This is a genomic window from Primorskyibacter sedentarius, assembly GCF_004342065.1.
Taxonomy (GTDB): domain Bacteria; phylum Pseudomonadota; class Alphaproteobacteria; order Rhodobacterales; family Rhodobacteraceae; genus Primorskyibacter; species Primorskyibacter sedentarius.
Genome location: NZ_SLZU01000004.1, coordinates 142032 through 158620 on the forward strand (window position 1 = coordinate 142032; position 16589 = coordinate 158620).

At 61.9% G+C, this 16589-nt stretch carries 18 protein-coding genes; 14 read left to right on the forward strand and 4 right to left on the reverse strand.

The window, feature by feature from the left end; translation table 11 throughout:
* Positions 1-222: 222 nt before the first annotated feature.
* The 3 genes from EDD52_RS08745 (at position 223) to EDD52_RS08755 (ending at position 2759) form a co-directional block, all read left to right on the forward strand.
* Positions 223-1335 carry an S-(hydroxymethyl)glutathione dehydrogenase/class III alcohol dehydrogenase gene (locus tag EDD52_RS08745; protein WP_132243948.1) on the forward strand — a complete coding sequence of 371 codons (1113 nt, stop codon included), beginning with the start codon at positions 223-225 and terminating at the stop codon, positions 1333-1335.
* Between the two features lie 172 nt (positions 1336-1507).
* A complete protein-coding gene (locus EDD52_RS08750; protein WP_207905993.1) occupies positions 1508-1999 on the forward strand; it encodes a GNAT family N-acetyltransferase in 492 nt (163 codons plus the stop codon).
* A gap of 46 nt (positions 2000-2045) precedes the next feature.
* A complete protein-coding gene (locus EDD52_RS08755) occupies positions 2046-2759 on the forward strand; it encodes an NYN domain-containing protein (RefSeq protein WP_132243950.1) in 714 nt (237 codons plus the stop codon).
* 16 nt (positions 2760-2775) lie between these two features.
* Here EDD52_RS08755 and EDD52_RS08760 read toward each other — a convergent pair whose 3' ends face one another.
* Entirely contained in the window at positions 2776-3390 is a 615-nt protein-coding gene (locus tag EDD52_RS08760; RefSeq protein WP_132243952.1) for a TetR/AcrR family transcriptional regulator, read from the reverse strand.
* Positions 3391-3454: 64 nt separating this feature from the next.
* A complete protein-coding gene (locus tag EDD52_RS23645; RefSeq protein WP_165907489.1) occupies positions 3455-3619 on the reverse strand; it encodes a hypothetical protein in 165 nt (54 codons plus the stop codon).
* Between the two features lie 152 nt (positions 3620-3771).
* On the opposite strand from EDD52_RS23645, the gene mbfA reads away from it, so the two are divergent.
* The 6 genes from mbfA to zapE all read left to right on the forward strand — a co-directional run bounded on the left by mbfA (position 3772) and on the right by zapE (position 8871).
* Positions 3772-4746, forward strand: a complete 975-nt coding sequence (mbfA, locus tag EDD52_RS08765; RefSeq protein WP_132243954.1) for an iron exporter MbfA — start codon at positions 3772-3774, stop codon at positions 4744-4746.
* 54 nt (positions 4747-4800) lie between these two features.
* Positions 4801-5730: an AEC family transporter gene (locus tag EDD52_RS08770; RefSeq protein WP_132243956.1), complete on the forward strand. Its 930-nt coding sequence runs from the start codon at positions 4801-4803 to the stop codon at positions 5728-5730.
* A gap of 66 nt (positions 5731-5796) precedes the next feature.
* Entirely contained in the window at positions 5797-6627 is an 831-nt protein-coding gene (gene fghA, locus EDD52_RS08775) for an S-formylglutathione hydrolase (RefSeq protein ID WP_132243958.1), read from the forward strand.
* Positions 6624-7091, forward strand: a complete 468-nt coding sequence (locus EDD52_RS08780; RefSeq protein ID WP_132243960.1) for a YaiI/YqxD family protein — start codon at positions 6624-6626, stop codon at positions 7089-7091. The genes fghA and EDD52_RS08780 overlap by 4 nt, the downstream gene beginning before the upstream one ends.
* 40 nt (positions 7092-7131) lie before the next feature.
* A complete protein-coding gene (locus tag EDD52_RS08785) occupies positions 7132-7743 on the forward strand; it encodes an HAD family hydrolase (protein ID WP_132243962.1) in 612 nt (203 codons plus the stop codon).
* Between the two features lie 63 nt (positions 7744-7806).
* The gene (gene zapE, locus EDD52_RS08790) at positions 7807-8871 is read left to right on the forward strand and encodes a cell division protein ZapE (protein WP_132243964.1); all 1065 of its coding nucleotides are present in this window, start codon (positions 7807-7809) and stop codon (positions 8869-8871) included.
* Positions 8872-9248: 377 nt separating this feature from the next.
* Here the strand turns inward: zapE and EDD52_RS08795 are convergent, their stop codons facing one another.
* Positions 9249-10514, reverse strand: a complete 1266-nt coding sequence (locus tag EDD52_RS08795; protein ID WP_132243966.1) for a bifunctional folylpolyglutamate synthase/dihydrofolate synthase — start codon at positions 10512-10514, stop codon at positions 9249-9251.
* Complete coding sequence (accD, locus tag EDD52_RS08800) at positions 10511-11434, reverse strand: acetyl-CoA carboxylase, carboxyltransferase subunit beta (protein ID WP_132243968.1); 924 nt, start codon at positions 11432-11434, stop codon at positions 10511-10513. The genes EDD52_RS08795 and accD overlap by 4 nt, the downstream gene beginning before the upstream one ends.
* Before the next feature lie 387 nt (positions 11435-11821).
* Here accD and ilvD point away from each other — a divergent pair, with 387 nt between their 5' ends.
* The 5 genes from ilvD to EDD52_RS08825 all read left to right on the forward strand — a co-directional run bounded on the left by ilvD (position 11822) and on the right by EDD52_RS08825 (position 16587).
* A complete protein-coding gene (ilvD, locus tag EDD52_RS08805) occupies positions 11822-13555 on the forward strand; it encodes a dihydroxy-acid dehydratase (protein ID WP_132243970.1) in 1734 nt (577 codons plus the stop codon).
* On the forward strand, positions 13536-14357 hold the full coding sequence (locus EDD52_RS08810) for a hypothetical protein (protein ID WP_132243972.1): 822 nt from the start codon (positions 13536-13538) through the stop codon (positions 14355-14357). The genes ilvD and EDD52_RS08810 overlap by 20 nt, the downstream gene beginning before the upstream one ends.
* Before the next feature lie 64 nt (positions 14358-14421).
* Positions 14422-15192, forward strand: coding sequence for a DUF6478 family protein (locus EDD52_RS08815; protein ID WP_132243974.1), 771 nt, complete (start codon positions 14422-14424; stop codon positions 15190-15192).
* An 18-nt stretch (positions 15193-15210) separates the two neighbouring features.
* On the forward strand, positions 15211-15588 hold the full coding sequence (locus EDD52_RS08820) for a hypothetical protein (RefSeq protein ID WP_132243976.1): 378 nt from the start codon (positions 15211-15213) through the stop codon (positions 15586-15588).
* 78 nt (positions 15589-15666) lie between these two features.
* Positions 15667-16587 (forward strand): DMT family transporter, encoded by a 921-nt coding sequence (locus EDD52_RS08825; RefSeq protein WP_132243978.1) that lies wholly within the window; start codon positions 15667-15669, stop codon positions 16585-16587.
* The last annotated feature ends 2 nt before the right edge of the window (positions 16588-16589 follow it).

Sequence of the window (16589 nt, forward strand, 5' to 3'; positions counted from 1 at the left end):
CAAGCGTTTTGCGCATCCTGCAGCAAGGTCCGCCTGCAAGAGGCCGGAATTTCAGCGGTTGCAGCCGCGCTGATGATCAGGTTTCCGCTGGATATTTCGTGAAATCCGGGCAGGCGGCATCGACGAAAATCTATGTGAAGAAGCAGGCTTGGCACGTTGCAACGCCCCGCCAGATCGCACAAAGTGCGGCGCAACTGACATTGGGTAAAGGAGCGATCCGGTATGAGAACGCGCGCGGCGGTGGCATTGGAGGCGGGCAAGCCTCTGGAAGTGATGGAAGTCAATCTGGAAGGCCCCAAGGAAGGCGAGGTTCTGGTCGAAATCAAGGCCACAGGCATTTGCCACACGGATGATTTCACGCGCTCAGGCGCAGATCCGGAAGGGATGTTCCCGGCCATTCTTGGCCATGAAGGCGCGGGCGTTGTGCTGGAAGTCGGGCCCGGTGTGAAGATGCTGAAACCCGGCGATCACGTGATCCCGCTATACACGCCTGAATGCCGCGAATGCGAATATTGCCTGAACCCCAAGACCAACCTTTGTCAGGCGATCCGCACGACGCAGGGCAAGGGGGTGATGCCCGACGGAACCAGCCGGTTCTCGATGTTGGATGGCACGCCGATCCTGCATTATATGGGCTGCTCGACCTTCGCCAATCACACCGTGATGCCCGAGATTGCGCTGGCAAAGGTGCGCCCTGACGCGCCGTTTGACAAGATTTGCTACATCGGTTGCGGTGTGACCACGGGGATTGGCGCGGTCATCAACACCGCGAAGGCCGAAATCGGCAGCCGGGGGATCGTCTTTGGTCTGGGCGGCATTGGGCTTAACGTTATTCAGGGGCTGCGGCTTGCCGGGGCCGACCAGATTGTCGGCGTTGACCTGAACCCTGCGAAGGTTGAGATGGCGACCCGCTTTGGCATGACCGATTTCGTCAACCCGTCCGAGGTGGAGGGTGATCTGGTGGCCCATCTGGTCGAGCTGACAGGCGGCGGCGCGGATTACACCTTTGACGCCACAGGCAATGTGCAGGTGATGCGCACGGCGCTGGAGGCTGCGCATAAGGGCTGGGGCGAGTCGATCATCATTGGCGTGGCACCTGCGGGGGCCGAGATCAGCACCCGTCCCTTCCAACTGGTAACGGGGCGCGTCTGGCGCGGAACGGCCTTTGGCGGTGCGCGCGGGCGCACGGATGTGCCCAAGATCGTCGATTGGTACATGGACGGCAAGATCGAGATCGACCCGATGATCACCCACACGCTCAGCCTTGAGGATATCAACAAGGGGTTCGACCTGATGCATGCCGGGGAGTCGATCCGCGCTGTTGTGGTCTACTGAACCACCATCTGAAACGACGGTCGGCTGCGGGCAATCGCGTGGCCGATCGTCCTGAATTTTCGCGCTGACCGGGTGACGGGTGGCAAATGCCTTTGGGTCGAAATGCCGCCCCAGCGCGGGACGCACCAACCCCATTGCCACCTGATCACGCCGACCGGGACTTGGATATACAATGACTGAACTGGTTTTTCGACCTGCCGAACCACGGGACTCAGACGCTCTTTGGGCGATGCTGGAGCCTGTGTTCCGGGCAGGTGACAGCTATGCCATCGACCCGCAGATATCGCCTGAAGATGCCTTGGACTACTGGACAGGGCCGGACCGCGAGACCTGGGTGGTCGAGGCCAATGGCGCGCCATTGGGCAGTTACTACCTGAAGGCCAACCAGCAGGGCGGCGGGTCGCATGTCTGCAATTGCGGGTTTGTCACGGCGGCGCAGGCGCAGGGTCGCGGTGTCGCCCGGAAGATGCTGGATCACGCCCTGAAACGCGCGCCTAAGGCGGGGTTTTCCGCGATGCAATTCAACTTTGTCGTGGCGACCAATACCCGTGCCATTGCCATCTGGGAACGCGCAGGTTTCGACGTAGTGGGCCGGTTGCCGGGCGCGTTCCGCCACCCCGAAAAAGGGTTCGTCGACGCGCTGGTTATGTACCGCGATCTGTGACAGTCTGGGCACCGAAGCATGCAACCCAAAATCACAGGAGCCCGGCGTGGCAGATAAGGCGCAGACCCCGCTGTTGGCGGTACTGATTGACGGCGACAACACCTCTCCGAAACACGCAAAAGCGATCTTTGAAGAGATCGCGGCGTTGGGAGAGGCCAGCGTGCGCAGATGCTACGGCGACTTTTCCAGCCAGCAGATGAACGGGTGGTCGAAGGTGCAAGCCGAATTCGGCATGGTGCCGCATCACCAGCCCGCCAACACCGTGGGCAAGAATGCCAGCGATATTGCACTGGTCATCGACGCGATGGACCTGCTGCATAGCGGACGTTTTGACGGGTTTGTGCTGGTGTCCTCGGACAGCGATTTTACCCGGCTGGCCAGCCGCATCCGCGAGCAGGGGCTGGACGTGTTCGGTATCGGACAGGCCAAGACGCCCGAGGCATTCCGCAAGGCCTGCAAACGGTTCATCTTTATCGAGAACCTTGGCGGCGACGAGGCCCGCTCTGGCAACAAGCAGCCGACCAGCAGCGGCAAGCTGGACGAAGCCCGCCGCCTGATCGCCACGGCGATGGATTCAATCGAGCAAGAGGATGACTGGTACACGCTGGGCCAGCTTGGCCAGTTCATCGTCGCGTCCAACCCGGATTTCGACACGCGCACCTATGGCAAGCGCAAGCTCAGCGATCTCGTGGCCGATCTGAAAGTGTTCGAGACGAAGCGCGGGCCGGGCAATCAGATCATGGTGCGACGGCTGGATTGACGCGCGGCGGCGTGTTTCAGGTGCCGTAGCGCGCCAAGAATGTGTCGACGGCGCCCTCGATCACCCGGTCGATATCATCCTCTGACAGCTCTTGGGTGACGCCAAAGACCAGCTGGGTCCACAGATCGGCCTTGCACAGCTCTGCGAACTGGCTGGCGGCAAGCTCCAGATCTTCGATCTGCAGCTCTCCGCGGTCGATGGCCTGTCGAAAATAGTCGCTCATCTTGCGCTGCATCATCATCGGGCCGGATTCAAAGAACGCTTGGGCAAGATCCGGAAAGCGGTCACCTTCTGCCACGCAGAGGCGAAAGATCTGAAGGCCGAATTTCGACGAGATGAAGCGCAGGAACGCGCGCCCGATCTGGTCCAGAACAGACCGGGGTGAACCGGTCATGTCGATATTCTGCGGTGCCTGATCGGATTGGCGGCAGCATTCCGTCGTCGCAACCTCCATGAACAGCAGGCGTTTGTCCGGGAAATAGCTGTAAAGCGTCGCCTTTGAGACCCCGGCGGCGCGCGCGATATCATCGACGCTGGCGCCTTCAAAACCGTCCGCCATAAAGACTTTGCGCGCCCCTTCCAGAACCTGATCGAATTTCCGGCCCTTGCGGATCGCAGTTTGCGTGTTCATTCCCAGTCTCCCGTCACCCGCGTTAACTATAAACCGCACAGTTCAGTTCAGGCAAGTTGCCGCGTCACTGGCACGCGACGTCAAGCAGTGTCAGGCAACCATCCAGCGGCGGTGCGGGAAGGGTGGGGCCGGTCGTATCGGGGTATTCCGGCTCTATCGGCCCGCGTGAGGCAAGTGCGGACACGGGCACGGACAGAATAAAGCTGAAAAGCAGCGCCAAACGGGTCATCATGACCTCCTGTCAAACCTGTTGCGTGTGTTTTCCATCTAAACCGTACGGTTCACTCTGCAAGATGTGTCATGCGGCGTTTCGTTCACGTTTCCGCGCTTGAAGCCCACGACGCTTCCGCTACATTAGAAGCGTTCTAAACGGAGTCTGTGATGCGGTATTTCACCCAGCGACGTCACTTCAAGGATCTGAGCGAGCAAGAGGTTCTGGCGCTCGCGATTTCATCCGAAGAGGATGACGCGCGTATCTACCGAAGCTATGCCGAAAGGCTGCGCGCGGATTTCCCGGAGTCCGCCAAGATTTTCGACGGCATGGCGGTAGAGGAAGACGGGCATCGCGCGGCGTTGATTGCGCTGCACCGAAAGCGGTTCGGTGAGGTTATTCCGCTGATCCGGCGCGAACATGTGGCGGGGTATTACGCACGCCGTCCGATCTGGCTGGTTGAAAACCTGGGGCTGGACAGGATCCGCGAAGAAGCCGCCGCGATGGAAAGCGATGCCGAGCATTTCTATCTGGCCGCCGCGAAGCGCAGCACCGATGCGGAAACCCGCAAGCTGCTGGGGGATCTTGCCGCCGCCGAGGCCGGTCATCAGGACAAGGCCGACCATCTGACCGCCGCCCATCTGACCGAGGATGTCCGCAACGAGGAAGACCGCAGCGCGCATCGCAAATTCGTCCTGACCTGGGTGCAGCCGGGCCTTGCCGGGTTGATGGATGGCTCTGTCTCCACGCTTGCGCCCATCTTTGCCACCGCATTCGCCACCCATGATACATGGACGACCTTTCTGGTCGGGCTGGCGGCCTCTGTCGGTGCGGGGATTTCGATGGGCTTCACCGAGGCGGCCTCGGATGATGGAGAGCTTTCTGGCCGGGGTTCGCCGGTCAAGCGCGGCATCGCGTCGGGCGTCATGACAACGCTTGGCGGTCTGGGCCATGCGCTGCCCTACCTGATCCCGTCCTTCTGGACTGCGACGATCATCGCGATCATCGTCGTCTTCGTGGAGCTTTGGGCCATCGCGTGGATCCAGAACCGGTTCATGCAAACGCCTTTCTTCCGCGCGGCCTTTCAGGTGGTTCTGGGCGGCGCGCTGGTCTTTGCGGCCGGGGTGCTGATCGGCAGCGGGTAGCAGACGCGACAGATCAGCAATTGACGGCGCGGGAGGGCATGCTACCAACTCCCTATGGTTGAGATATTTCTCAAAACCCTTCCGTTCTTTGCACTTATCGGTCTGGGCTATGGCGCGGGGCGGGTGAAGTTCTTTTCGCCTGAAGCCACCGCCTACCTGACGAAGTTCGTGTTCTATTTCGCGCTGTCGGCGATGCTGTTTCGTTTCTCGGCCAACCTGTCGTTGGCTGAGATCTACGATTCCCGCCTCGCCGCCGCCTATCTATGGGGGACGGGACTTGTCTATGCGATTGCCTCGGCCGTGGGGTATCTGCGCGGTCTGGACGTTCAAACAACGGCGGTGGAGGCGCAGACCGCTTCGATCGGAAATACCGGCTTTCTGGGTGTGCCCATGCTGGCGGTGCTTCTTGGACAAGATGCGGTCGGCCCCATCATCCTGATCCTGTCCATCGACCTGATCGTGTTTTCGTCCCTGATCGTTATCCTGATCACCGGGTCCCGCGACGGGCGGATGTCACTGCGGGTCTTGCGCACCGTCGGTCTGGGCCTGCTGAAGAACCCGATGATCGTCTCGATGGTGCTTGGACTTGGCTGGTCGGCGACCGGTTTGCCATTGCCCGCGGTGGTCAACGATTTCATGACCACGCTGGGGGCGGCGGCGACGCCCGGTGCGCTGTTTGCCATCGGCGCATCATTGGCGACCAAGTCGGCAGAGCGCGTGAGCATCGCGGTCTGGCTCAGCTTCTGCAAGCTTGTGCTGCACCCAGCCTTTGTCGCGATTGCCGCCATCTTCCTGTTCCCGGTTGACCCCTACAAGGCCGGGGTCGCGATCAGCGCGGCTGCCCTGCCGGTGGCGGGGAATGTCTTCATCCTCGCACAGCATTACGGGGTGGCGCCGCATCGGGTGTCGGCTGCGATCCTGATTTCCACTGCGGCGAGCATCCTCACCGTCTCGCTCGTCATCGCGTGGGTCACCGGCGCCTGAGGCCGCTTGCCCTTGCGGTGCGATCCGGGCTAGCCCTTGGCTGAATCTGCATTCGGGGAGACGACCATGGAACTCATTTCGGAAAGTCGCTGTTTTGACGGCATGCAGGGTGTTTATCGCCACGCATCGGCGGCGACGGGATGCGACATGACCTTTGGTCTGTTCCTGCCGGAAGAGGCCCGGCAGGGGCCGGTCCCGATCTTGTGGTATCTGTCCGGCCTGACTTGCACACACGAGAATGCCATGACCAAAGCGGGCGCTCAGGGATGGGCGGCAGAGCAGGGCATTGCGCTGGTCTTTCCTGACACGTCGCCACGCGGAGAGGGTGTGGCGGATGATGACGCTTATGACCTTGGGCAAGGCGCCGGGTTCTATGTCAACGCGACCAAGACCCCTTGGGCCCCGCATTTCCGCATGTGGGACTACCTGGCAGAGGAACTGCCCGCCCTGATCGGTCGCGAATTCGCTCTGGACATGGACAGGCAGGCGATCTGCGGGCATTCGATGGGGGGGCACGGTGCGCTGACGCTGGCAATGGGCCTTCCCGGCCGGTTCACCTCTGTTTCTGCCTTCGCCCCGATTGCGAATCCTTCGGCAAGTGACTGGGGGCGCAAGCAGTTCAGCGCCTATCTCGGGGAGGACAAAACCACCTGGGCGCCGCATGACGCTACCCTGATGATGCGCGAGAAGGGACTGGACGTACCGGTGCTGATCGATCAGGGCGGCAGCGACCAGTTCCTTGACTTGCTGCGCCCCGAGGCCCTGTCCGAGGCCATGGTTGCGCGTCGGCAAGAAGGCAACTTTCGCGTCCAGAAAGGCTATGACCACAGCTATTTCTTCATCTCGACCTTCATGGAGGATCACGTGGCCTTCCATGCAGAGGCGCTTTACGCGTGACCGTCTATATCGATGCGGATGCCTGTCCGGTAAAGGCCGAGGCAGAGCAGGTCGCCACCCGCCACCGTGTGCCCGTCAAGCTGGTGTGCAATGGTGGCCTGCGCCCCCCTGCCAACCCGTTGGTGGAGCTTGTGGTAGTCGCCGAAGGCCCGGACGTGGCGGATATGTGGATCGCGGATCACGCCGGTCAGGGCGACGTCGTGATTACCGGCGACATTCCCCTGGCCGCCAAATGCGTGGCCAACGGCGCGCGCGTGTTGCGCCATAACGGCGAGGCGCTGACAGAGGCGAATGTCGGCGCGCAGCTCGCCATGCGCGATCTGATGACAGACCTTCGTGCCGCCGACCCGTTCCGGCAGGGCGGCGGCAAGGGCTTTACCAAGGCCGACCGCTCGCGCTTTTTGAACGCGTTGGAGCGGGAGTTGCGCGCGGCAGCGGCACAAGGAAGCGGCAAGCCGTCGTGAGCAATTACGAACTTTTCGAAACCGGTCGGAGGCCCGAGCCATGACACCCCAGGCAGTGATCTTCGATATCGGCAATGTCCTGATCGAATGGCAGCCAGAGCGGTACTATGACCGGATCATCGGACCCGACCGCCGCCGTGCGATGTTTGCCGAGGTCGATCTGCACGGTATGAACGATCTGGTCGACAGGGGCGGTGATTTTCGCGACATCATCTATGCCGAGGCAGAGCGCAACCCGGAATGGTCTGCCGAAATCCGGATGTGGCATGACAACTGGCTTGATCTTGCCACGCCAGTGATTGAACGGTCATTGGCGACGTTGCGCGCGCTTCGTTCGCAGGGCGTGCCGGTTTTCGCATTGACCAATTTCGGCATCGGGACATTCGAGCTGGCCTTGGAAAGATACGCTTTTCTGGAAGAATTCGACCGGCGCTATATCTCTGGACATCTGGGTGTCGCAAAGCCGGACCCGCAGATCTACCAGCTTGTCGAAGGCGATTGCGGACTGCCGCCAGAGGCGCTGCTGTTCACCGACGACCGGGCTGAAAACATCGACGCCGCGGCCTCTCGGGGGTGGCAGACCCATCTGTTCGACGGCCCGCAAGGGTGGGAACAGCGGCTTGTCGATGCCAAGCTTTTGCCAAAGAGCTGACAGCATGATCGTGCAGGGCCCGAGCCCTCTACACATCCCCTCAAAGCCGCGTTATGCCGGGCCATGGCCAATGTGAACACGATATACGAACGCCGCATTGCGGAAGGTGAGCTTTCAGAAGACGCCGCCCAAAGGTCCGTCCTGCCGGAATTCGAGCGCATCCGCGAAGCACTTTTGACAGCACCGAAGCGGGGCCTGTTCCGCCGCGCGCCAGAGCCGCCAAAGGGGCTTTACCTCTGGGGGGGCGTCGGGCGCGGAAAATCCATGCTCATGGATCTGTTTGTCGAAAGCCTGGAGGATGTGCCGGTTCGGCGTGTCCATTTCCACGCCTTCATGCAAGAGGTGCACACAGCCCTGCACAAGGCGCGCAGCGAAGGTGTCGAGGATGCGGTAAAGCCGGTCGCCAAGGCCATTACCGACAGCGTCAAGGTTCTGGCCTTTGACGAGATGCAGATCACCGACATTACCGATGCCATGCTGGTTGGCCGTCTTTTCGAGATGCTGTTCGATGCCGGGGTCGTGGTCGTTACCACGTCGAACCGGGTGCCTGACGAGCTTTACAAGAACGGATTGAACCGGCAGCTCTTTCTGCCCTTCATCGAGATGCTGAAGACCCGGATGGTCGTGCACGAGCTGGCCTCCGACACCGACTACCGGCAGGATCGCTTAAGCGGCTCCAAGGTCTATTTCACCCCGCCCGATGCTGCCGCGCGGGATGAGATTGACGCGATCTGGCAGGACCTGACGGGCGGGCGTTCGGAAGTGCTCGAACTGGTTGTCAAAGGGCGGCGGATCGAGCTGTCACGCTACAATAACGGCGTTGCGCGGGCGGAATTCTACCAGCTTTGCGGGCATATGCTGGGACCGGGCGATTATCTTGCGATCGCGGATGCGCTCCGCGTGCTGATCCTTGAGGACATACCGCGCCTGTCGCGGCAGAACTTCAATGAGGCCAAACGGTTCGTCACGCTGATCGACGCGCTTTACGAGGCGAAGGTGCGTCTGATCGCAAGCGCCGCTGCCGAACCCGAAATGCTCTATGTCGAGGGCGAGGGGACTTTCGAGTTCGAACGCACCGCCAGCAGGTTGAGAGAGATGCAGTCAATTGACTGGGGGCAGCCGGGCTGACGGATCGCCGTGAAAGGCCCGCACGCAGGCTGCGGCTGTGCAGGACAGGGCCGGGCATAAAAAAGCGGGGCCCCGAAGGGCCCCGTCAGGTCTGCTCGTTATTTTTTGTTTCTTGCCTTGTTCGGCTTGTCCCGGTTCCGGTCTTTGGTTCTGCCCTGACACAGATTACCTGTGGCCTCATCAAGGGTAAGTTCCATCATCGCGCCCGCCCTTAATGAGCAGGCGACATATCGCGCCGGTTGGTCTTTCTATTGTTTCTTCCGGGACCCGAGCTTCACCTGATTTGGGTGGCCCGGGGGTCTCTTACCCCCAGTTATAGGCTCAGTATGGCGAATCAGTCAACATTTAGTGATTCGCCATTTATGGGGAGTCTCGGGTCAGCCGTTCAGACGCAGGACATGCCCGGCAAGATAGAGCGAGCCACAGATCAGCACCCTGGCTTGGGGGTCGCGTGCTGCGATGCTGTTGAGCGCATTCCCCACATCGGTGGCAGTGTCGGAGGTGAAGCCGATTTCCCGTGCAATCTGAGCAGTAGTGCTCGCGGGCAGTGTATTGGCTTCGCCCGGTATCGATACGGCAGTCAGACTGTCAGCGATTTGCGCAAGCGGACGCAGGTACCCTGCAACATCCTTGGTGTTGAGCATCCCGCAGATAAGATGCGTGGGCCGCGCTGGGAGTGTGCGCAGATGTGCGGCCAGCGCCTTTCCGGCGGCAGGGTTGTGCCCGCCGTCCAGCCAGAGTTCCACGCCGGGCGCAGACGTTGGCAGAGGACCTTCGCGCAGCCGCTGCATGCGTGCCGGCCAATGTGCCTGCGTAACCGCGGCCTCTGCCTCGCCCGTACCCAGATGGCGCAGCGCGGCAAGGGCGGCCCCGGCATTTTCGATCTGGTGCGCGCCGGGCAGGTTGGGCAGTGGCAGGTCAAGCAGGCCGGTTTCGTCCTGAAACGCCATGCGCCCATGTTCAGGATAGGCGTGCCAATGCTGGCCATGGGCAAGCAATGGTGCCCCCAGCCGTGCGGCCTTCGCTTCGATCACGTCCATCGCCGCGTCTTCCTGCGGGCCGACCACGCAGGTCACGCCGCGCTTCAGGATGCCTGCCTTCTCGGCCGCGATCTTTTCCAGCGTGTCGCCAAGAAACCCTTCGTGATCCATGGAAACCGGGGTGATCACCGTCAGCGCCGGAGAGCGGATGACGTTCGTGGCGTCCAGCCGCCCGCCCAGCCCGACCTCGAGCAAAGTAAAATCGGCAGGGGTTCGCGACATGGCCAGAAGCGCCGCACAGGTCGTGATTTCGAAATAGGTGATACTCTCGCCTTTGTTGGCGTCGTAGCATTCGTCGAGATAGGCGGTGAGGGCGGGTTCCGAAATCAGCTCTCCGGCCAGGCGGATGCGTTCGTGAAACCGTGCCAGATGCGGCGAGGTATAGGCATGCACGCGGTGACCAGAGGCTTCCAGCCCCGCGCGGATCATCGCCTGTGTGGACCCTTTGCCATTCGTGCCAGCGATGTGAACCACCGGGGGCAGTGTATCCTGCGGATTGCCGAGCGCATCCAGCAGTCGCCACATGCGATCCAGTGTCAGATCAATGATCTTGGGGTGCAGCGCCATCATCCTGTCCAGGATGACGTCAGAGCCTGCCGTCATTTACTGTCAGCCGCCTCTGCCTGATCGGTTTGGTCCGGGTCCGGTGCGGGCAGGTCACCCGACACGGCGGGCGGCAGACCCATCAGCATGCGGGTGATTGTCACCAGTTCTTCCCGCAAATCGTTGCGATTGGTGACGCGGTCCAGCATCCCGTGCTCCAGCAAATACTCTGCGCGCTGGAAACCGTCGGGCAGCTTTTCGCGGATCGTCTGTTCGATCACGCGGGCCCCGGCAAACCCAATCAGCGCGTTGGGCTCTGCGATATGAACATCGCCCAGCATGGCGTAGGAGGCGGTCACGCCGCCGGTCGTCGGATGGGTCAGGACCACGATATAAGGCAGCCCGGCTTCTTTCAGCATCTGAACGGCAACGGTGGTGCGGGGCATCTGCATCAGCGACAGGATGCCTTCCTGCATACGCGCGCCGCCCGCTGCGGAAAACAGGATCAGCGGTCGACCACGTTCAACGGCCCGTTCGGCGGCGGCAATGATGGCATTGCCGACATACATACCCATGGAGCCGCCCATGAAGCTGAAATCCTGCGCGGCAGCCACGATTGGCGTGCGCCCGATCTCACCTTCGGCGACCAGCATCGCGTCTTTTTCGCCAGTGGCCTTTTGCGCGGCCTTCACACGGTCGGGATACCGTTTCTGATCGCGAAAATGCAGCGGATCGGGGATCGGCTCGGGGACCTGCACCTCGGTGAAGACGCCCGCGTCAAACAGCGCGTGAAAGCGTGCGCGCGGCGTGATAGCCATATGGTGGCTGCAATTGGTGCAGACGTTCAGGTTGTCCGAAAGCTCGCGGTGGAACAGCATTGTTCCGCATTCGTCGCACTTCGTCCAAAGATTTTCAGGGATTTCGCGGCGCGAAAAGATCGAGTTGATCCGCGGGCGGACGTAGTTCGTGATCCAGTTCATCTGCTTATTCCCGAAGCCAGTGTGCTGCGTGAAATAGTCGTGGAGGGAAAGAATTGCAATCCGCCCATTCTGGAAAGGCGCGCGCCAGGAGTGCGGAGCGCGCGCCTTGTCCGGAGTGGTTCTGCGCCTTGGCCGGGAGTGAGGAGCATTGGCGCGTTTCGCCGGACCAACGGCGAGGGGGAAGAGCCGCGGCAATCTGTGCGGCTACACTTAAAGTTGTATTTCGTTTTGCAACTTCTGTCAAAGGGTTATTTCACAAGTGATACATTCTCTTTCGGCTCTGCGCGTCACTGTTGGCACCGGGGCGCACGGCGCGGAACGTCCTTGTTAAGGCAGAACGGCTTGGGTATTCCGTTTGCAACGTATTTCCCCAAGGAGGCCAGCGCCATGCTCAAGCGCCAGTTCGACAAGTCCAAGTTGCCAAGTCGCCATGTGACCGAAGGTCCGGCGCGCGCGCCTCACCGGTCCTACTATTATGCGATGGGCATGACCGAGGAAGAGATTCACCAGCCTCTGGTCGGCGTGGCCACGTGCTGGAACGAAGCGGCGCCGTGCAATATCGCCCTGAACCGTCAGGCGCAGGCGGTCAAGATGGGTGTGAAATCGGAAAACGGCACGCCGCGCGAATTTACCACCATCACCGTGACCGACGGGATCGCGATGGGCCACGAAGGCATGCGGTCTTCGCTGGCCAGCCGCGAAGCGATTGCCGACACGGTCGAGCTGACAATGCGCGGCCATTGCTATGACGCGCTTGTGGGCCTCGCGGGTTGCGACAAGTCGCTGCCGGGTATGATGATGGCGATGATCCGTCTGAACGTGCCTTCGGTCTTTCTGTATGGCGGCTCCATTCTGCCGGGTCGGCTCGACGGCAAAGATGTCACCGTTCAGGACGTGTTCGAGGCGGTCGGTCAGCATCAGGCTGGCAACATGTCGACCTGCGAATTGGAAAAGCTTGAAGCGGTGGCCTGTCCGTCCGCGGGCGCGTGCGGCGGCCAGTTCACCGCCAACACGATGGCCTGCGTTTCCGAAGCGATTGGTCTGGCGCTGATGAACTCTTCGGGTGCCCCGGCGCCCTACGAGTCGCGTGACGCCTATGCCGAAGCGTCGGGTGCGGCCGTGATGAACCTGATCGAAAAGAACATCCGCGCACGCGACATCGTCACGCGCAAGTCGCTGGAAAACGCGGCGCGCGTCGTGGCCTGCACCGGCGGGTCCACCAATGCCGGTCTGCACCTGCCTGCCATGGCGCACGAGGCGGGCATTGATTTCTACCTTGATGACGTCTGCGAGATCTTCCGCGATACGCCCTATTTCGTCGATCTGAAACCGGGCGGTCAGTTTGTCGCCAAGGATCTTTACGAGGTCGGCGGCGTTCCGGTCGTGATGAAAGAACTGCGCAAGGCAGGCCTGCTGCACGAGGATTGCATCACCGCCGATGGAATGACGATTGGCGAAGCCCTGGACAAGGTAACGCGCGAGGCCGATGGCCGCGTGATCTATCCCATCGAAACGCCGCTTACGAAAACCGGTGGTGTTGTTGGTCTGAAGGGCAATCTTGCCCCGGAAGGCGCGATTGTGAAGGTTGCGGGCATGGAAGCGCAGCACCAGCTGTTCACCGGTCCGGCGCGGGTGTTCGAATGTGAGCAGGACGCTTTCGATGCAGTTCAGAACCGCGACTACAAGGAAGGCGACGTGTTCGTCATTCGCAACGAGGGCCCCGCAGGCGGCCCGGGCATGCGCGAGATGCTGGCGACGACGGCGGCCCTGTCCGGTCAGGGCATGGGCAAGAAGGTGGCTCTGATCACCGATGGCCGTTTCTCTGGTGCGACGCGCGGCTTCTGCGTGGGCCATGTTGGCCCTGAGGCTGCGCATGGCGGACCGATTGCGCTGCTCAAGGATGGCGACGTGATCACGCTGAACGCCATCGAAGGCACGATCGACGTTGCCTTGACCGACGAGGAGCTGGCCGCACGCAAGGCGGAATGGAAGGGCCCGCGCGAAACCATCTATGCGTCCGGCGCGCTGTGGAAATATGCTCAACTTGTCGGTGAAACCTACAAGGGCGCTGTCACCCATCCGGGCGGCAAGGCAGAGAAGCATGAATACATGGACCTCTGATCGCCCGACCCTCCGCGCGGGCGTCCTTTCGGGGGCGCTCGTCCTGCTGTCCGGCTGCCTGAGCGTTCCGACCGATGTGGCGCAGCCAGCCGATGGGCAGGGTGCGTCGTCGGCCTCTCTTCAAGGGGGCGCGGCTGACGAGCAGGTGCTTGCGGGCAAACCTGTCCCGGAAGTGCCCCTCGTTGGCGGCGACGTCATCCTGCGCGCGCCCGAAGGCTATTGCGTCGATCTTGAAACCGTCGAGAACCGCCGCACGCGGGCCTTCGCGATGATTGCGGGCTGCCAGATCCTCAGCAACGGGCAGACGGGGGGATATGTGCCGCCTGTGCTGGTGACGGCGACCGTCGGCAGTCGCAATCGCGGGGCGTCCCTGCCGACGCCAGAGCAGATTGCAACCAGCGCAGGCAGTGACCTGCTGGGCGGCACGGTGCGCGACGGTGTTTCCGTGGCACAACTCGCCCAAGGAGGCGATGCGACTCTCGACGGTGGCGACCCGCGCCACTGGCGCGCCGTGCTACAGGTGGGCGGGCGCCGCGTGGGTCTGGCGCTCTACGCGCCGGAGGGGAGCGCGATGGCCGCTTCTGAAGGCGGGGCGGTCCTTCTGGAAACTGCGCGGTCAACCCTTGCAGCCAGCGCCGATGCGGCACAGCCGGAACAGGCGGAGCCCGCTCTGCCTCTTGGCACGGATGAGGCGAATGCTGCGGGTGACAACCCCACCCCGGGGGGTGTAGCACCCTCTCAGCCGCGTCAGGGACTGGGCGCGGCGATTGGAAGTTTGTTTAACGGTGACGCCTTGCGATAGGGCCGAAGCCGGGCTTTGGTCCGGCTTTGCCCCGGAATTTCGCGGGCATGGCAAAGGAAATGGCATGGCAGGTCAGAACCGCTTTATCGACCGGCTGGCGAATCGCGCTGTCTTGCGTCGCTGGGCGCGTGCTGCCCGGCGCGCCGAGACAACGGACCTGTCGGAACTGCGGGTGCAGCGGCAGCATGCCCGCCGCCTGCGCCATCATCTGGATCAGTTGATCCATGCCGCCGATGGGCGCCTTGCCCTGCCGCGGATCGGGTCCGTGAAATTTCCCAAACCCCACGATGCTGACTGGTCCTACCGGCCCGAGCTTTGGCGCGGTCCGCTCCGGGTGCCCGGCCTGTCGCCGGTCAAGAGCGAGGCGATGCTGGGCGAGGAGGTGAAGGCGTTTCACGACTGCCCCCGGTCAGAGATCATGCTGCGCCAGATCAGGAACACCCGCGACGCCGATCTTGCGCCTTTCGGGCTTCAGATGGATGTGTTCAGCTTTGCAGGGAGCTACCTGTCGCTGGTTGTGGAACTGCCGCCAAGCGCCACGCAGGACCTGAAGCGCCGGCATCTCGTCCGCATGGAGGCTCTGGTAGAGATGGAGCGGCCGGTTGAAATCTACACGCGCCTGAACATCCAGAGCGGCCCGAATGCAGAGCAGCTTGTAAGGCAGATGCCGCTGCAAGACGGAAGCGGTATGGTGGAATTCGATCTTGCCTATGCCGAGTTGAATGAAAAGCGGATAGAGCGCCTTTGGGTCGATCTGATCTTCAACGATCCCGCAATGAGCCAGGTGATCTTGCGGGACCTGACATTCAGCCGTAGCCCCCGGGCAGAACTCTAGCAAAGGATGGTGAGCGGCATGAGCGACTACCAGCTTGCAAAACGTCGGTTTGTCGAAGGAGTCTGGGAAGGCATCCTGTCGCCGCTGCGCGCTGGCGCGGCCGAACCCAAGATAGAGGTCACCCATCAGGGCCGGGCTGTGACAGGCATCACGCTGACCCGCGATCCGGCTGGCACGTCGTGGAACCTGCAGGTGCCGATCCCGGCAGAGGTTCTGGGCGATGGCGCGCAGGTTTTTCTGATCTCGGACGCGGCCACCGGTGACGTGCTGGAGAGTTTCGCCATCATGGCGGGCGAAGCACTGGCAGAGGATCTGCGCGCCGAGGTTCAGCTTTTGCGTGCGGAACTGGATACGCTCAAACGGGCCTTCCGTCGCCATTGCCTGCAAACCGACTAAGCGATTTGGGGCGCTGCGATTGACCTTTGCTGCCTGCGGGGCGAAGGTGGCGACATCCAGCATTCTCCCGAGGTTTGAATGTCCCCTGCCCGCGGCATGGCGCTGAAGCTGTTTGCGCTCTTTCTTTTCATGGTCATGGCTTCGCTGATCAAGGCAAGCTCGTCCGAAGTTCCCAGTTTTCAGGCCGTTTTCTTTCGTTCTTTCTTTGCCTTGCCGGTGATCGTGATCTGGCTGGCGGCGCGCAAGGAATTGTCCACCGGCCTGCGCACCCGCAGCCCTGCTGCGCATTTCTGGCGCGGGATCATCGGGACGTCTGCCATGGCCTGCGGTTTTGCGGCGCTGGGGCTTCTGCCCTTGCCAGAGGTCACAGCCATCGGCTTTGCCTCGCCACTGATCACGGTGCTGCTGGCGGCGGCCCTGCTGGGCGAAAAGGTCCGCAGCTTTCGGCTGGGCGCCGTGGGCATCGGGCTTTTCGGGGTATTGGTGATCCTCTGGCCGCGCCTGTCGCTGTCGCCTGACAAGATGAACGAGGCGGCGATGCTTGGCGTCGTTCTGGTATTGGCCAGCGCCGGATTGCGATCGCTTGCACAGATACACATCCGCAGAATGGTTCAGCTGGAACAGACCTCGGCGGTCGTGTTCTATTTCTCGCTGACCGCGACTTTGCTGTCGCTCTTCACCATCCCGTTCGGGTGGGTGATGCCGTCGGGGCCCGTGCTTTTCATGCTGATCTGTGCGGGTCTGATCGGCGGGGTCGGTCAGATATTCCTGACATCCTCCTACCGTTTTGCAGAGGCGTCTGTTCTGGCGCCTTTCGAATATGCCTCGATGCTCTATGCTCTGGTCTTCGGATATGTCCTTTTTGGCGAGGTGCCGACGGGCATCATGATGATCGGCGTGTTCATCGTGACACTGGCCGGTGCGCTGATCATCTGGCGGGAGCGTCAACTGGGATTGGCCCGCGGCAAGGCGCGCCGAACGATGACGCCGCAGGGCTGACG

Excerpts from the sequence above, each read along its gene's own strand:
- EDD52_RS08760 (WP_132243952.1), bottom strand. The coding sequence starts at position 3,390 with ATGAACACGCAAACTGCGATCCGCAAGGGCCGGAAATTCGATCAGGTT.
- EDD52_RS08825 (WP_132243978.1), top strand. The coding sequence starts at position 15,667 with ATGTCCCCTGCCCGCGGCATGGCGCTGAAGCTGTTTGCGCTCTTTCTT.
- EDD52_RS08770 (WP_132243956.1), top strand. The coding sequence starts at position 4,801 with ATGGTTGAGATATTTCTCAAAACCCTTCCGTTCTTTGCACTTATCGGT.
- EDD52_RS08745 (WP_132243948.1), top strand. The coding sequence starts at position 223 with ATGAGAACGCGCGCGGCGGTGGCATTGGAGGCGGGCAAGCCTCTGGAA.
- EDD52_RS08815 (WP_132243974.1), top strand. The coding sequence starts at position 14,422 with ATGGCAGGTCAGAACCGCTTTATCGACCGGCTGGCGAATCGCGCTGTC.
- accD (WP_132243968.1), bottom strand. The coding sequence starts at position 11,434 with ATGAACTGGATCACGAACTACGTCCGCCCGCGGATCAACTCGATCTTT.
- EDD52_RS08820 (WP_132243976.1), top strand. The coding sequence starts at position 15,211 with ATGAGCGACTACCAGCTTGCAAAACGTCGGTTTGTCGAAGGAGTCTGG.
- zapE (WP_132243964.1), top strand. The coding sequence starts at position 7,807 with ATGGCCAATGTGAACACGATATACGAACGCCGCATTGCGGAAGGTGAG.
- EDD52_RS08795 (WP_132243966.1), bottom strand. The coding sequence starts at position 10,514 with ATGACGGCAGGCTCTGACGTCATCCTGGACAGGATGATGGCGCTGCAC.
- mbfA (WP_132243954.1), top strand. The coding sequence starts at position 3,772 with ATGCGGTATTTCACCCAGCGACGTCACTTCAAGGATCTGAGCGAGCAA.
- EDD52_RS08810 (WP_132243972.1), top strand. The coding sequence starts at position 13,536 with ATGAATACATGGACCTCTGATCGCCCGACCCTCCGCGCGGGCGTCCTT.
- fghA (WP_132243958.1), top strand. The coding sequence starts at position 5,797 with ATGGAACTCATTTCGGAAAGTCGCTGTTTTGACGGCATGCAGGGTGTT.
- EDD52_RS23645 (WP_165907489.1), bottom strand. The coding sequence starts at position 3,619 with ATGACCCGTTTGGCGCTGCTTTTCAGCTTTATTCTGTCCGTGCCCGTG.
- EDD52_RS08785 (WP_132243962.1), top strand. The coding sequence starts at position 7,132 with ATGACACCCCAGGCAGTGATCTTCGATATCGGCAATGTCCTGATCGAA.
- ilvD (WP_132243970.1), top strand. The coding sequence starts at position 11,822 with ATGCTCAAGCGCCAGTTCGACAAGTCCAAGTTGCCAAGTCGCCATGTG.
- EDD52_RS08750 (WP_207905993.1), top strand. The coding sequence starts at position 1,508 with ATGACTGAACTGGTTTTTCGACCTGCCGAACCACGGGACTCAGACGCT.